15 protein-coding genes are annotated in these 14,339 nt (G+C 35.9%); 2 read left to right on the top strand and 13 right to left on the bottom strand.

Annotated features, from left to right (window positions below; genetic code table 11):
* Nucleotides 1-26: 26 nt before the first annotated feature.
* The 13 genes from dnaN to H9N25_RS03475 all read right to left on the bottom strand — a co-directional run bounded on the left by dnaN (nt 27) and on the right by H9N25_RS03475 (nt 12,226).
* The gene (gene dnaN / locus H9N25_RS03535; protein ID WP_086545224.1) at nt 27-1,151 is read right to left on the bottom strand and encodes a DNA polymerase III subunit beta; all 1,125 of its coding nucleotides are present in this window, start codon (nt 1,149-1,151) and stop codon (nt 27-29) included.
* Nucleotides 1,152-1,184: 33 nt separating this feature from the next.
* Nucleotides 1,185-2,870 (bottom strand): gliding motility-associated ABC transporter substrate-binding protein GldG, encoded by a 1,686-nt coding sequence (gene gldG, locus H9N25_RS03530; RefSeq protein WP_190327965.1) that lies wholly within the window; start codon nt 2,868-2,870, stop codon nt 1,185-1,187.
* The gene (gldF, locus tag H9N25_RS03525) at nt 2,870-3,595 is read right to left on the bottom strand and encodes a gliding motility-associated ABC transporter permease subunit GldF (RefSeq protein WP_190327964.1); all 726 of its coding nucleotides are present in this window, start codon (nt 3,593-3,595) and stop codon (nt 2,870-2,872) included. Before gldF ends, gldG begins: the two co-directional genes overlap by 1 nt.
* Nucleotides 3,596-3,770: 175 nt before the next feature.
* Complete coding sequence (locus H9N25_RS03520) at nt 3,771-4,427, bottom strand: porin family protein (RefSeq protein WP_190327963.1); 657 nt, start codon at nt 4,425-4,427, stop codon at nt 3,771-3,773.
* Between the two features lie 180 nt (nt 4,428-4,607).
* Nucleotides 4,608-6,203, bottom strand: a complete 1,596-nt coding sequence (locus H9N25_RS03515; RefSeq protein ID WP_190327962.1) for a hypothetical protein — start codon at nt 6,201-6,203, stop codon at nt 4,608-4,610.
* 219 nt (nt 6,204-6,422) lie between these two features.
* Nucleotides 6,423-6,938, bottom strand: a complete 516-nt coding sequence (locus H9N25_RS03510) for a hypothetical protein (RefSeq protein ID WP_190327961.1) — start codon at nt 6,936-6,938, stop codon at nt 6,423-6,425.
* Between the two features lie 225 nt (nt 6,939-7,163).
* Nucleotides 7,164-7,646 (bottom strand): hypothetical protein, encoded by a 483-nt coding sequence (locus H9N25_RS03505; RefSeq protein WP_190327960.1) that lies wholly within the window; start codon nt 7,644-7,646, stop codon nt 7,164-7,166.
* Between the two features lie 63 nt (nt 7,647-7,709).
* Nucleotides 7,710-8,417 (bottom strand): ATP-binding cassette domain-containing protein, encoded by a 708-nt coding sequence (locus H9N25_RS03500; protein WP_190327959.1) that lies wholly within the window; start codon nt 8,415-8,417, stop codon nt 7,710-7,712.
* Between the two features lie 87 nt (nt 8,418-8,504).
* Nucleotides 8,505-9,425, bottom strand: coding sequence for a glycerophosphodiester phosphodiesterase family protein (locus H9N25_RS03495; RefSeq protein WP_190327958.1), 921 nt, complete (start codon nt 9,423-9,425; stop codon nt 8,505-8,507).
* A 106-nt stretch (nt 9,426-9,531) separates the two neighbouring features.
* On the bottom strand, nt 9,532-10,164 hold the full coding sequence (locus H9N25_RS03490) for a response regulator transcription factor (protein WP_190327957.1): 633 nt from the start codon (nt 10,162-10,164) through the stop codon (nt 9,532-9,534).
* Nucleotides 10,161-10,946, bottom strand: a complete 786-nt coding sequence (locus H9N25_RS03485; protein ID WP_190327956.1) for a sensor histidine kinase — start codon at nt 10,944-10,946, stop codon at nt 10,161-10,163. Before H9N25_RS03485 ends, H9N25_RS03490 begins: the two co-directional genes overlap by 4 nt.
* A complete protein-coding gene (locus H9N25_RS03480) occupies nt 10,925-11,572 on the bottom strand; it encodes a hypothetical protein (protein ID WP_190327955.1) in 648 nt (215 codons plus the stop codon). Before H9N25_RS03480 ends, H9N25_RS03485 begins: the two co-directional genes overlap by 22 nt.
* A 12-nt stretch (nt 11,573-11,584) precedes the next feature.
* Nucleotides 11,585-12,226, bottom strand: coding sequence for a hypothetical protein (locus H9N25_RS03475; protein WP_190327954.1), 642 nt, complete (start codon nt 12,224-12,226; stop codon nt 11,585-11,587).
* A gap of 265 nt (nt 12,227-12,491) precedes the next feature.
* On the opposite strand from H9N25_RS03475, the gene H9N25_RS03470 reads away from it, so the two are divergent.
* Both H9N25_RS03470 and H9N25_RS03465 read left to right on the top strand, forming a co-directional pair.
* Entirely contained in the window at nt 12,492-13,898 is a 1,407-nt protein-coding gene (locus H9N25_RS03470; protein WP_167293338.1) for a S8 family peptidase, read from the top strand.
* Nucleotides 13,895-14,098, top strand: coding sequence for a hypothetical protein (locus H9N25_RS03465; protein ID WP_167293337.1), 204 nt, complete (start codon nt 13,895-13,897; stop codon nt 14,096-14,098). Before H9N25_RS03470 ends, H9N25_RS03465 begins: the two co-directional genes overlap by 4 nt.
* The last annotated feature ends 241 nt before the right edge of the window (nt 14,099-14,339 follow it).

Below are 14,339 nucleotides of genomic sequence, written 5' to 3'. Positions count from 1 at the left end.
GTTAAAACTAATAAATTAGTTTTTTTTTAATAACTATTATTTAGCATCACAGGCATCACCAACATTAAAACGTCTTCATTTTCGTCATTGGTTTGCGGAATTAAAAGCCCTGCTCTATTTGGTGTCGAAAGTTCTAAAGTCACTTCATCACCACTTAAATTACTTAACATTTCGATCAAAAAGCGTGCATTAAAGCCTATTTCGAGGTCTTCGCCGTCATATTGACAGCTTAAACGCTCGTGTGCTTCATTAGCAAAATCCAAATCCTCAGAAGAGATGTTTAGTTCGCTGCCGCTAATTTTCAACCTTACCTGATGTGTCGTTTTATTGGCAAAAATTACAACCCTACGAAGTGTATTTAAGAATAAACTTCTGTCGATAATTAGTTTGTTAGGATTATTGGTTGGAATTACCGCCTCATAATCTGGATAGCGTTCGTCTATTAAACGACACACTAAATTGATATTTTCGAACTTAAAGAAAGCGCTTGTTGCATTATAATCTACTGATACATTAATATCAGTTGAAGGTAAAGCAGCTTTTAAAAGTGTTAAAGCCTTTTTAGGAAGAATAAAAGATGTTGCTTTATCTGCTTTACTATCCATACGGCGGTATCTCACCAGTTTATGTGCATCGGTAGCTACAAAGGTGATGTGCTGAGGAGATAACTGACAGAATACACCTGTCATAGCCGGGCGCAACTCATCGTTACTTACAGCAAAAATAGTTTTTGTAATGGCTTCAGTTAAAACTGAGGCAGGCAAATTTACTGAAGATGCATTTTCTACTACCGGAATCTTCGGAAAATCATCGCCATTTTCACCACTCAATTTATATTTACCATCTCCAGCACTGATCTCGATCGCAAAAGTACTATCATCGATATTAAATGCAATCGGTTGATCTGGTAATGTTTTAAGCGTATCTAATAAAATTTTAGACGGAACGGCAACTTTACCTTCTTCCTTTGATTCTACAGCCAGAGCAGTTGTCATACTGGTTTGCAGATCGGTAGCAGAGATAGTTAAGTTTCCATCTTTAATTTCGAAGAGAAAATTTTCTAATATAGGCAAAACCGTACTGCTGCTTGATGCACCATTTACGGTTTGTAAGTGTTTTAATAGAGTTGATGTGGATACAATAAATCTCATGATATTATTTAGTCTTCTTCAAAAATATAAAAATTATTTAGCGTACTTGTATTTGCGGTAATAATGTTGAAAAATCGCAAAGAATATTAACAATAGCAAGGGCGCTACAACATTTATAAATTGCCATTTAGTTTTTTCGAGTTTAATTTTGGCTTTATCCAACAATCTAATTTTTACTTCCTTATTCCGCAACGCAATTAAGTTGTCGTTATCGGTAAAATAATCAACAATATTGAGCAATAAAGCCTTATTGCCAAAAGTGCGCTGCGAATAACGATCGAAACCTAATGGAAAGGGAGTTCCATTTTGCTCCGATACCTGGTTTTTAAAAATATCGCCATCTCCTATCACAATCATTTTAGCAGGTTTACTTGTGCTCTCCAAGGTATAAGGCTGTGTAATGGTAGCAGGTAAGGGTCGCCCGGCAAAAACCGATGGAAAATTACCTTCTAACATTAAACCAGCATGTTGTGGTTTACTTTGGAAAGACCGAGGATCTAACTGCTCCCTTAACATTTGCAAGCTAAACAATTTCGGCACATTATAAACCTTATTATAGGGAGATGTAGCTAAAATATACGATTTCTTTACGCCTTTAACACCAATAGTATCTACCGTACTTGGAAATTCAGATTTTACACCATCCAATTTTTTCACCACACTTTCAGCCGTATCAGGCAATAAAATAGGATAATAAATCCAGGGCACCAATTGCATTTGGTTCTGCCCACCTACAACTCCCGTTGAAACTGGAATTTCAGCACTATTTGCCGGATCGGCAATAATATTATAATTAACCCTTGCCCCGTACATAAAAAGCATGTCATCCAGGTTCAAATTACTGTTAACAGCCATCTGCCCACTTTTTCCCCGCAAACTATCCAATTCTGCATTTACCTGATCAATACTCCAGAGTACTCTCCCACCGTTCATTACAAAATAGTTGATTTTGTATTTCTCAGTTTCTGTAAAAGGTTTCTTAGGCTTGGCGATAATCAACATTTTCAATTTATCAAGCCCAGCTTTATCAATATTATTCAAATCAATACGGCCAACCAAATAACTGTTCGATAGCGTATGGATGGCATCGGCCAATTGTAAATCGGAAAGTTCACCATTTGATTCAGAAAAGCCAATCCGAGGATTATCACCTGAAAGCACTTTCTTTAAACTCGAAGTAAAGGTATACTCCAAACTTTCAATAGAGCGGTTTATATTGTCTTCGTAATTCCCCCTGGTATCTAAATTCTGGAAGAGTTTAATAGGCAATTCTTTCCCCCCGCTTTCCATCATAGCCATCGGAAATACGAGTTTCTGTGTTAATCCACTTTCCGTTTTAACACTTAAATTGGTTGCCTCAATACCTCTTTCGTATAAATTATTGATCACTGTATCTTGATCGGCCTGATTAAGTCCCGCTATCGGATCAACGAAAACCACTTTAACTTCAGCTTTAGCGTAGGCCTGATAATCAGCTAAAATATCCGACACCGCAGCCTGCAACCTTTTAAAAGCAGGTGGTAATTCTCCAGCTAAAAATACAGTTACGATTACTGGCTTTTCATTTTTCTGTAGCAAGGTTTTTGTTTTTTCGCTCAGTGTAAAACGTTTATCGGCAGTAAAATCAAAACGATAAAAAATATTCTGACCCAAAATATTTAAAATAACCAGTGTTATTGTTACGACAGCGAAATTAACCCATTTATTCTTCAGCTTCATTACCGCTTCCCTCCCATTATTAACTTAGTGACAAACAAAAACAGCACTGAAAAAGTAATAAAGTAAATCAGGTCCCTGGTATCTAAAACACCACGGCTTATCGAAATATAATGTTGATTTATTCCTAAATTGCTAATGATATTCCCGATACTTTGAAATGCGGCAAGCTGACTACTATAATCGAAGCCTAAAAAAGCAAATGCACATAAAGCAGCACTGATCACAAAAGCAATTACCTGATTTTTAGTCAATGCAGAGGAGAAAACACCAATAGATGTAAAGGCTGCACCCAATAAAAATAAACCAATGTAGGAGCCAATAACCGATCCTGAATCGATATTTCCTTCAGGAAAGCCCAGCTTTGAAATGCTATAGTAATAAATCAACGTTGGAATTAAGGCAAATAATACCAAAACCAAACTCGCTAAATATTTTGCCACAATAATCTGCCAGATTTGGATGGGCCGGGTAATTAAAAGTTCATAGGTCCCCTCTCTCCGTTCTTCGGCAAAAGAGCGCATGGTAATGGCTGGAATAAGAAACATGAAAAGATAGGGTACCAAACTGAAAAAACCATCGAGTTCGGCATAACCATAATCAAGTATCGAGGTGTCTGGAAAAAACCAAAGTAACAGGCCAGAAACCAACAGAAAAATGCCAATGGTAATATAAGCAACCATCGAACTTAAGAAACTGAATAACTCGCGTTTAAAAACTGCGTACATAGTTAAATTTAAATGCCGAAGTTAAGAAATATTTTTTCGTTGGCTTTACCCAGTTAACGGTAAAATTGAAGATGGCTGGTGCTTGATAGTTTTAAAGTTAATGGGCTGATTGTTAAAAGCAGTATACAAAAAAGCCCCCGATTTTCATCAGAGGCTTAGGGTTATTTTAGATTCGTTAAAAAGAAAAGCCCAATCCAACTGTAAACACTTTGTTTTTGATTGAAGTATCAAAATCTTGTGCTTCTTCATTGTTTGCCAGATTGCCTAAGCCCAAGCCATAGCCAGCATGAATATTTAAGCCATTATTTAACTGAAAGCCAGCTAAAAAATTTAACCCGTAATCGCTACGGTTAAGACCCGAATCTTTGAATTCGATTTTCTCTTTTTCTGAGCCCATTTTAGCATTGGCACTTAAGGCATAAGCAAAGTAAGGGCCTGCGCCTACAAATAATTTACCTGCATTGGCCATTTTAAAATTTACAAGTGCATTAACTGGTAATTCAAGGTATTTGAAATTTAAAGTGGCATCAACATCAGTAAAAAAATCATCGTTATCAAAACCAAAACCACTGCTGTTAATTTTTGTTCCTTTATCGATAAAGGTTAATCCAGGTTGAATAGAAACCAGATCAGATAATTCAAATTCTACCGTTCCACCTACATAATAAGAGGTTTTTGTGTCATAACTAAATGATGTATTACCTGCTGAGAAAGTCATATTTGGGAAAGCAACGCCTGCTTTTAAGCCAAATTTAACCGGTTTACTACTTTGAGCTAAAGCCGCAGTACTCAGCGCTGCAACTGTTAATAAAGATAATACTAATTTTTTCATCTGATTTTTTTGAGATTGTTTGCTAGAATTGTTTTTAATTTTCTGTTTATCTGCCTGATTTGCAAACAGGCGCCACAATGATAGATAAACTAATTTGATAGTTAAAATATTTGAAGGAATAAATTTATGTAAACTAAAAAGCCCCCAATTTCTTGGAGGCTTTTGAAATTTTTTAATATTTTAGTTAATTGGGATATTATTCCTTCTAGGTTCTACGCTAATACTTAAAACGTTACCATTTGTAATTTCACGAGTCGCATAAGAACCATTTGATGTAGCTATGATGATCGGTTGATCAAATGTTAAAATCGCCTCCCCCAAATAATCTGATCCTAACATGGTTTTAACTGAATATGTTCTTTTTTCTGAACTAGTAGCAGCTAGGCCAAATTTTGCTCCAATTTTATCTTTCACGCCTCCATTAACTTCAAAGTTCGCAGCGAATGTGGTTGTATTTTCATAACTTTTGGTTTCTTCCTGCGTACCATCAACTTCGTAAAAAATAAATTTCCAGGCTGTACCATAATTTTCTAAATCCCAAGGAATTAATTCTACGTTAGGATGATATTCTTTCGGTATAACGGTTTCAAGTTCATAAGCGTTTCCTTTAAAAAACAACATCTTTACTTCTCCTAAAAATTTATATTGAAGGTCAAATAAATCCCTTGGGTTTACACTTATTTGCCTTACATATTCATTACCAACTCCATTTTTAGAATTAATTAAAACTGTAATCCTGAACTCAAAATTACCGTCAAACCAGCCAGGGGTCCTGTGTCCATTTTCATTAAGTGGTATATTTCCGTCAATGTAGTTTGGAAATGGCTTAGGATCACCATCTTGATCGGCAATTAAACCAAGTGCATTAGGTGTTAAAAATTTAAATGAAGTGATGAACTCACTATAATAGTTTCTAAATTTTCCATTGGGGCTACTAGGCGTTATTCCATAATAAACATAATCACGATGCCATTCGCTTCCTGAATTATAAGCATCAACATTTACCTGATCAATCGCATTTGGATTTGACAAATTAGGTGATGGAGCTACTCTACTGACAGTACCTTTCACTCCGGCGAATTTATTTGAATTTAGTAATTGAGAAGATGTATTTTTCACATCAGGAATGCTTCCATCAAAAGCCTGATCTATAAATTCAAATGATATTGTGCTACCAGTATTGAAATTTAAAGATCGAGAATTAGATGCCACTTTATTAATATCAGTTTTAACCCTAACTCTTTCATTTTGCTTAATTACAATTACTGGAAATCCTGGAATCTCGGTGGGCCTTAGCTTAGCCTCATCTCCATCTCCATAAAGGCCAATTGAATTTTTGGCGTCAGTATTACTTACAGCAATCAAAGGGATTTCACTAACTTGATTCCATGCTTCAGGACTGAAACCCGGCAGTGTGGGCACGAAAATTGTCAATAACGGTAATTTGCTTTCAATTTTGTCTAATTCCTCTGCAGTAGTAAAACCCAACAACTTTTCTCTTAGAGTTTTACCATCACTAATCTCCCTATTTTTAACTAACTGATATAAAATATCATGATCTTTATCAAACTGTTTTAGGCTCTCCGTTTTAATAAAATTCCGTAGACTTTCATCTGACTTTACTGCCTTTGCCAAAATTTTGGCAAATGATACTTCAGAACTTGTTTTTTCACTAAAGCTAAAGTTTTGCTCATTTTCAATTGGTGCGTTTTCTTTTTTACAACTTACAACTCCGAGCAATAATAACATTGCCGCAAAATTGAATAATTTTTTCATTTTGTTTTTCATATCTGATTTTTTTCGCGAAAATATAGACATACATAATTTGTATATATTTTTTTACACAAAAACCACTAGTAAAGCTACGCAACATTAGTTAAACGAATTATTTAGTTGTTTTTTTTACACGAAAACTATTTACGAAATTCCCAAGGCAAACCAATAACAAAAAAGCCCCCAATTTTTCTTGGAGGCTTTTAATATTTTTTTTAATGCTTACAGGCCAAAACCAAAGGCAACACGCAAACCGACTATACCAGATGATACACCTTTTTGAGAATAGCCTTCGTAACGAACGCCAAAATCTAAATTATTTTTAGGGCTTACTGAAAACGAAGCACCTAAAGTAGGCGCATAAATAAACGCAGTACCCGCACCTTCGTTAGTACCGAAACCAGCACCTAATTCTGCCGCACCGTAGAAATTACCACCAAAATAATATTTGGCACCAACTTTTACAGGGATTAAACCTCCATTAACTTCTACATCTTTTTTAGTAGAAAATGAAGATAAATATCCTGCTGAACCTGTTAAATTTAAATCTTTCGCTACAGGATGTTCGTATTGCAATGAACCACCAGCAACCAATAAACCTAAGTCACTTGAACCCTTTTCAGTAGGTAGACCGATTTCCGCGCCAATAGTAATTTTTTGAACTGCGCCTTCTGTTTGAGCTGAAGCTGCAAAGCCTAAGCCAGCAACCATTAATAAAGAAAGTAATACTTTTTTCATTGTTTTTTTAATTATTGTTCGTTAATTATTTGTCCATTTTAGACAAGCATGATGCCAAAACGTTACAAACAAAAATAAAAAACAGAAAACAAGGACAGTAAAAAACTGATTAACTGAGCATTAAATTAAAAATATTTTATTCCAAAACGTTGTATTAAGTTGTAAGAATTGGACTTATTGTATTTTTTTGACTAATAAATTAATCAATTATTGTTCATAATTGTTTCACAGCCCGAATACATAGGCAAACCTGATGCCGACAAACCCTTTTGTATCTGATCTGTTCAGTCCGATGGTATTATTCTTACCCGTCCATGCTTCATACCTTATCCCTAAATCGAGTTTATTTTCGCCAGCTAGCTTAAACTGATTTCCAATGCCAGGCGACCAAACAAATAAAGTTTTTTGCCCATTAGTTAATGGCAATGCTGCGCCTAATTGCCCCTCAGCGTAAAAACTTTCGCTCAAATGATATTTCAAGCCAGCTTTAGCGGGTATATAGGTAAAATCCTGAACTTTAAAAAGCTGATTTCGTTTACCAAAAAAATTCATAAAACCTCCATTTAAGGATATAGCAAAATCAGCAGCTATTGGAAAGTCAGCTTTTATTGACGTGCCTAAACCTATACCGGATAAATTAACGAAGTTCCCTGATGGTAAACCTATTTCGGCACCAATACCAATATTAGCGGTATTTTGGGCTTTCAATATAACGGGTGTTAAAAATAGAAGAATTATTAAGGCGTTTTTTATTATTTGGTAAAGCATGAATTAGGCAGTAAGTTTTCTAAAAATATCTTCTAATGATTGTTGCTGGTGCATTTTTTTTAGGCCTTCGAGCGAATCTTTCGCTACAATTTTACCTTTATTAATAATGATGATATCATCGCAAATGGCTTCAACCTCTTGCATAATGTGGGTAGAAATAACAACTGTTTTAGCCGCACCTAATGTTTTGATCAGCTGCCTAATGTCAACCAATTGGTTTGGGTCTAAACCAGAAGTGGGCTCATCCAAAATTAAAACTTCTGGATTATGGATAATGGCCTGGGCTAAACCTACCCTTTGACGGTATCCCTTAGATAACATACCGATTTTTTTATGCTGCTCTGGTGTTAAGCCTACCATTTTGATCACTTCATCAATCCTTGCAGCCAAATTGGTAAGTTTATAGGTTTGACCAACAAAATTTAAAAATTCTTTCACATACATATCGGCATATAGCGGTGTATTTTCTGGCAGGTAGCCAATATGCTTTTTAGCTTCAATGGCATCATAAAGAATGTTTTTACCAGAAATTTCAGCCTCGCCAGATGTTGGTGTTAAATAACCGGTAAGCATGCGCATGGTGGTAGATTTACCAGCTCCATTAGGGCCAAGAAAACCCAAAATACGGCCTGGCCTGGCTTCAAAGCTAATGGAGTCCACCGCCTTTTGCTTATTATAGTGTTTAGAAAGATTTTTAACCGAAATACTCATTTTGCGTTTTTTACCACAGATTTGTATAGATAAACACAGATTTCATAATTAATTAAACCGATCTGTGTTCGTCCTTTCCATCCCTGGTTAATTAATATGCGATGAACTTAATTTTTTATTATACCTAAACTTATCCAGTTCTTCTGATGCCTGTGGTAAATTATCGCCCGACAAAATATCTGCACCATTATTAACCAAATGATAATAAACATTTTTTACCGGACTGGCAATGGCACTTTTATCGATATTTCCCATGGTACCTAAAATAATAGTAATACCCTTGCTGTGTAAGTATTGGTACAATTCTTTACCTGGAGCTGAAACACCGACAAAAGCTACGATGCGGTTATTAGGAATACCCAAATTATTTAAACGTTTCAATTCTGCTTTCTTTTGAACGGAAGCTGAAATCATGAGTTCGGGTGCCAATTGATGCACTTCCTTGGCCTGATTGGCAGTATAGGTAATGATTATCGAATTACTTTCTACTTTATATTGCCTTACCTTTTCAATCACCTTGGCATAAGAAACCCCTTTTTTTAAATCGATGGTTAATAAAACCTTTCCTTTGCTCCAGCTTAATACGCTATCTAAAGTCGGGATTTTAAATTTTGTTTCTTTTCCCTCATCATCTTTAAGATTAAAAGCCTTCAGTTCCTCATAAGTATAATTGCCAATCGGTCCTTTTCCGGTCGAAGTGCGATCGAGCTTATCATCGTGCATAATCACCATTACCGAATCTTTACTGTAAGCAATGTCGAATTCGATAATTACCGGATTATAGGTAGTGGCATTATCAAATGTTTCGATGCAGTTTTCAGGAAAACCAGGCATTGGTCCTCCTCGATGGGCACTGATTAATGGAAAACGGTTTTCTGGCGACCATTTTAAGAATTGATATAACTCCGTTGGTGTATTAAATTTAATATATTGATGGCTTTTTTCTTCTGGTTTACATGAGGTAAAAACTGCAACAATAACCAAAAATAGCAAATGATGGAATTTCATGCTTCAAAAGTAAGGTTAATTGGTTAATTGTTGAAATCGGTTAACTGTAATGCAGTTCCTAAACCTCAATTAACCAGTTTTACAATTTAAACAGTCAACCAGTTTGCTAGGCAAATCCATTTTTAATGGCAAAAACTGCCAGCCCTACCCGGGTTTTGAGTTCCAGTTTTTCGCATAGCTGATCTCGATAGCTTTCAACGGTCCTTGGGCTACAGAACATTTTATCGGCTATTTCTTTATAATTAAGTTCGGTAACGGTATATTTTAAAAACTCTTTTTCCCGGTCTGAAATTTTGATTTCTGCATCTTTTGTCTTATTCAGGCTGGAGAAAATAATTTTCGATGCCCAGTCTGGGTAAAAAAATCCGTTGATACTCAATTTTGTAAGCGCATTTTCCAACTCTACAGGATGTGCATTTTTTAAGAGGTAGCCTTTAGCACCGTTGCTTACCATTTTAATCACACTTTTTTCTTCACCCTGCATACTGAGTGCCATTACTTTTACTTCCGGGTGATTTGCAGTTACCCAGGTTACGGTTTCAAAACCGTCCATAATGGGCATACTAATATCCAAAAGTAAAATATCAGGGATTTTATTGCTGTTTTCGAAGTTTTTAATCAGCTCTTTTCCGTTTTCGCAAACATACATCACCTCAAAAGCTGCAAAATTATCTATAATGCCCTGAAGTGCTTTTGCTATCAGGATATGATCATCAACAATAACTATAGTTTTTTTCATGCCGGGCCATTTAAAATAATAGTAAGTGTAGTGCCTAAATCGGGTTTGCTTTCTAAATTAAATTGTCCACCGATAATTTCGGCTCTTTTTTTCATGTTTTTTAATCCTATACCATCAGAAGTGACTTTAGCATAATCAAATCCTACTCCATCATCCTGTATTTTTAACGTTAAAAAAATTTCAGGGGAAGAGTTTAACTGGATTTTGATATTGCTGCAATATGCATGTTTTAAGCTGTTTTGAAGAAATTCTTGTGTTATCCTTAGTAATACGTTCTTTTTCACAAACTCCAGATCTATACTTTCGAAATTGTATTGAAAAGTTACCTTACATTTTTTCAAAGCATTGAGGTTGTTCACTTCTTCCTGTATTAAAGTTACAATTTCATTTTCACTTATATTATCGTTCGTTAAGTTTTTCGACAAACTCCTCAAGTCATGCAAAGATGAATTAATGATCTGATAAATCTGTTCAATTCTTTTACTTGCCTGAGGCACCTTATTTTCGTGTACAAGCTGTTGAGTATAAAGGCTAACCAAAGTTAATTTCTGCCCGATATTATCGTGTAATTCGCGGCCAATCTGCTGCATGGTGGCCTGCTGTATCTCTAACTGGGTGGTTAAAAGTTCCTTCTGGTGTATTTCGTTGGTGATTTTAATTTCATTCAGGTATTCTCTTTTCCGTTCCTTATATTTTTTGATGTAAACCATAATGGCCACTACAAACAGCACAAAAAACAGGTTAAAAAGGATGATAGTAATTAAGAGTTCTGTTTTCCCCATATAAACGAAATTGAGAATAATACGTACATTACAATTCCCGAAATCAGGAAATAATCGAAATAAATATTCCAGATTTGGATATAAGCCCTCAGCAACGAATAAAACGTAAGAAAAGGTAATGTACCGATATAAAATAAGGTTACGCCCAAATTAATGTAAAACATTCTATTTTCTTGAAAATTGAGAATGTTTACTGAGTTTACCTGATTATAATATTCTTTGATAACCAAAAACATCAAGAGTAAACATCCAAAAGTATAGCTAAAAGAAAAATATACTTTACTTTCTCTAAAGAACAATCTACTGAGTATAAATGAGATGATGTACAACAAAGAGAGTATCCAAAATAATCTTTTATCCTTAAATGATTTTACAGCATAAAGCCAATAAAAAAAGATAAACTGGAAAGGGATAACGATATAGTTATAATATTTAGTTTTTGAAAAACTAATATATTCCCTTCCCCATTTCCCAATTACTTCACTGATAAAAATAATGATTAGATAATAGATAAAATACCTCCAATGTTGTCCCTTTAATCGTTTAAAGTAGCATAGCGCAATCAATGCAGCCCCTCCTTCAATCCAGAGAAAAATGTCGCTCAGAAATTTCTGGAAGTCGCTCATTTCATTAAGATATTAATAAGTTTCTATTGCTGAATCGGCTGGCGGAATGGTTTGCCCATGGTTTTGAGCCATTACCTCACGCGCTTGAGTGTCGCTACTATCCGAACTCATAGCCATTAAGGTAATCGGCTGTTCTTTTTCTCTTTCTTTTATTGGGAAAGTAGATCGGTCTAAAGGATTAAAATCATAATCCTGGTAGCTTCCATCGCTGCTCTTCTTCTTTAAAGTAGGGATCATAACAAGTGTATGTTTTTGAGCATAATTTTTTCCGATCGCCTTTTCATCCTCAAAACTATTCCATTCGTTCTCTTTTGGATAAGCAGCGTAGTAGAAACGGATACCTAGTGCACCATCAGCAATGCGTGGATTTACTTTTTTGGTAAAAAACTCAATATCAGCAATAAACTTTTTAAGGGTTTTTAAACCGAATGAAACTGAATGTGCATCGTTTATTCCCAATACTTTATTAATTGCAGCTAAATGATTGTTACGGTAGTTATCTACCATTTGTTGGATTATTGCCGGATCCATCGTATTTGGACGTCCGCGCCTTTCATTTGTTTTCATAAGATCGATTAATTTCTGTAACAGATAATATACTAATGCTCCACATAAAAATACGATAGCATAGATTGGTAAATGTTGCATTTCCATAATTTTTGAGTTTTAATTAAAGTTAACTTTTATTCCCAAATGTGATAAAACTTTTATAGATAACAGATGGGGTTTTCCCCATATTTTATTGTTGTTTTTACTGCTTTTTATTTCGTTGCTTTCACCGTTGATTTCTAGTGGTTTACCTAAGGTTTTTCTGCACCAATTGTTTCAATTTTGGATTAGTGTTTATCAACAAAAAAACACCAATGGGAATAAGCCGAAAATCCTGAACAGAGTAGGCAAAACTTAAAAAACTTAAACCATGTCAAAAACCTTGAAAAAAGAAGAAAAAGTAGAGTACACAGGAAGATACCTGGTACTACTACCAGAGGGATCTAACACTTCAGATTCGATCAACTCAATCAGTGCCATTAGCGGACTGAACCTAAAAAGCTCCCTGGAGTTCGAAAATGAATTTTTTACCGATAAAGATCTGGCTAAAACCGATGGTATTGTATTGGACAAATTGGGTATCGCTATCGTAAACGAAAAACCTAAAATTGAAAATTCAATCAGCAGTTTAGGCGAAAATGAAATGATTGTAGAAAAGGAAAGAGTAGTTTATGCGATTGGGATGCTGGATGAAAGTACTCAAAATTACGTAGAGGGCTACAGAGATGCAGTAAACCAAATGACCAATGTATTGGTTGGAACCGAAACAGAAGATTACAACTACGAAGAGCAACAATCTGAAGTAGAATCGGTTGGCGCTACCTGGGGATTAAAAGCAACCAATGTTGTTCCAACCAGCTTTTTAAGATACAACCCATACAATGGTGCAGGCATTAAAGTTGCCATATTGGATACTGGCTTCGATTTTACTCATCCTGATTTTGCTGGCCGTCCTATTGTTCACCAAAGTTTTATCACTGGCGAAACTACACAGGATGGACATGGCCACGGCACACACTGTACCGGTACTTCCTGTGGTCCTGTTAGCTCACCATCGGCAGTTGAAAGATATGGAATTGCTTATGCCGCAAGCATTTATATCGGAAAAGTGTTAAGCAATGGTGGATCTGGTGGTGATGGAGGCATTCTTGCCGGCATTAACTGGGCTATTGCCAACCGTTGTGATGTGGTAAGCATGTCGTTAAGGGGTTTTGTAACCGGAGCGGGTTATTCTGCTGTTTTTGAAACCGCTGCTGCCCGTGCTTTAGCTCAGGGTACTTTAATTATTGCTGCTGCAGGAAACGATTCGGCAAGGCCAGGCACAGTTAGACAGGTAATGCACCCTGCAAACTGCCCATCAATAATGGCTGTAGGTGCTGTAGATGTAAATATGAACGTAGCTGCTTTTTCTAACGGAGGCCTTTACCCAACTTACGGTGCTGTAGATATTGCTGCTCCGGGCGTTAACGTATATTCTTCTACAAAACTGCCTACCAAGTATGCGAGCTGGAACGGAACCAGTATGGCTACCCCACATGTTGCTGGTATTGCCGCACTATGGGCACAAGCATCGGGTTTGAGGGGAATTAATTTGTGGAGAAAATTAACCTCAACAGCGAAAACGTTACCTTTACCTGGTAGAGATGTAGGTGCAGGATTGGTACAGGCGCCTACAAAAACAAGATTGATAAAATTCCCAATTGATAGAACCCCTATTTTGATTAATCCGAAATTCCCTATCGATCCAATTGGCCCAATTGAAAAAATTATAAGATGAAAACAAAATGGTTAATATCTGTAAAAAACGACGCAATGGATTCAGTGGCAAAAGAGCTGAAGGAAATTGGGGTTAAAGATGTAGAAGCTTTAGATTCAATTGGTGTAATCGTAATTGTTCCGGGCAATCATAAAATTGCAGATATCAAAAAAATTGAAGGCGTATTAAGTGTTGAAGAGGAAAGGGACGTCAGCATTTAAGCCAACAAAAACCTAATCACTCTCTTAATTTCAAAAATCGGTGTGACATTTAGTTGCACCGATTTTTTTTGCGCCCTATATTTAAACATTAATAGTTTCACATTTCCTGCCACCTAAACCTGATTGCAGCGGGCACGAGTGTAACGATTAAAGCGGAAAGCAGGAGCTCTGAAACCGACAAGCACGACTATTGCTCTCCTAATTATTTTGAACCATATAAGAGATTTAAGGCTATATAAGC

This window comes from Pedobacter riviphilus, assembly GCF_014692875.1.
GTDB classification, from domain to species: Bacteria; Bacteroidota; Bacteroidia; order Sphingobacteriales; family Sphingobacteriaceae; genus Pedobacter; species Pedobacter riviphilus.
Note: the sequence above shows the minus strand (reverse complement) of the source record. Positions and strands in the feature narration are given on the sequence as shown.

What these genes read in the sequence shown, in the direction of transcription:
- H9N25_RS03485 (WP_190327956.1), bottom strand. Translation starts at nt 10,946, where the DNA reads ATGGGGAAAACAGAACTCTTAATTACTATCATCCTTTTTAACCTGTTT.
- H9N25_RS03480 (WP_190327955.1), bottom strand. Translation starts at nt 11,572, where the DNA reads ATGAGCGACTTCCAGAAATTTCTGAGCGACATTTTTCTCTGGATTGAA.
- dnaN (WP_086545224.1), bottom strand. Translation starts at nt 1,151, where the DNA reads ATGAGATTTATTGTATCCACATCAACTCTATTAAAACACTTACAAACC.
- H9N25_RS03500 (WP_190327959.1), bottom strand. Translation starts at nt 8,417, where the DNA reads ATGAGTATTTCGGTTAAAAATCTTTCTAAACACTATAATAAGCAAAAG.
- H9N25_RS03510 (WP_190327961.1), bottom strand. Translation starts at nt 6,938, where the DNA reads ATGAAAAAAGTATTACTTTCTTTATTAATGGTTGCTGGCTTAGGCTTT.
- H9N25_RS03490 (WP_190327957.1), bottom strand. Translation starts at nt 10,164, where the DNA reads ATGAAAAAAACTATAGTTATTGTTGATGATCATATCCTGATAGCAAAA.
- gldG (WP_190327965.1), bottom strand. Translation starts at nt 2,870, where the DNA reads ATGAAGCTGAAGAATAAATGGGTTAATTTCGCTGTCGTAACAATAACA.
- H9N25_RS03495 (WP_190327958.1), bottom strand. Translation starts at nt 9,425, where the DNA reads ATGAAATTCCATCATTTGCTATTTTTGGTTATTGTTGCAGTTTTTACC.
- H9N25_RS03470 (WP_167293338.1), top strand. Translation starts at nt 12,492, where the DNA reads ATGTCAAAAACCTTGAAAAAAGAAGAAAAAGTAGAGTACACAGGAAGA.
- H9N25_RS03465 (WP_167293337.1), top strand. Translation starts at nt 13,895, where the DNA reads ATGAAAACAAAATGGTTAATATCTGTAAAAAACGACGCAATGGATTCA.
- gldF (WP_190327964.1), bottom strand. Translation starts at nt 3,595, where the DNA reads ATGTACGCAGTTTTTAAACGCGAGTTATTCAGTTTCTTAAGTTCGATG.
- H9N25_RS03515 (WP_190327962.1), bottom strand. Translation starts at nt 6,203, where the DNA reads ATGAAAAAATTATTCAATTTTGCGGCAATGTTATTATTGCTCGGAGTT.
- H9N25_RS03520 (WP_190327963.1), bottom strand. Translation starts at nt 4,427, where the DNA reads ATGAAAAAATTAGTATTATCTTTATTAACAGTTGCAGCGCTGAGTACT.
- H9N25_RS03475 (WP_190327954.1), bottom strand. Translation starts at nt 12,226, where the DNA reads ATGGAAATGCAACATTTACCAATCTATGCTATCGTATTTTTATGTGGA.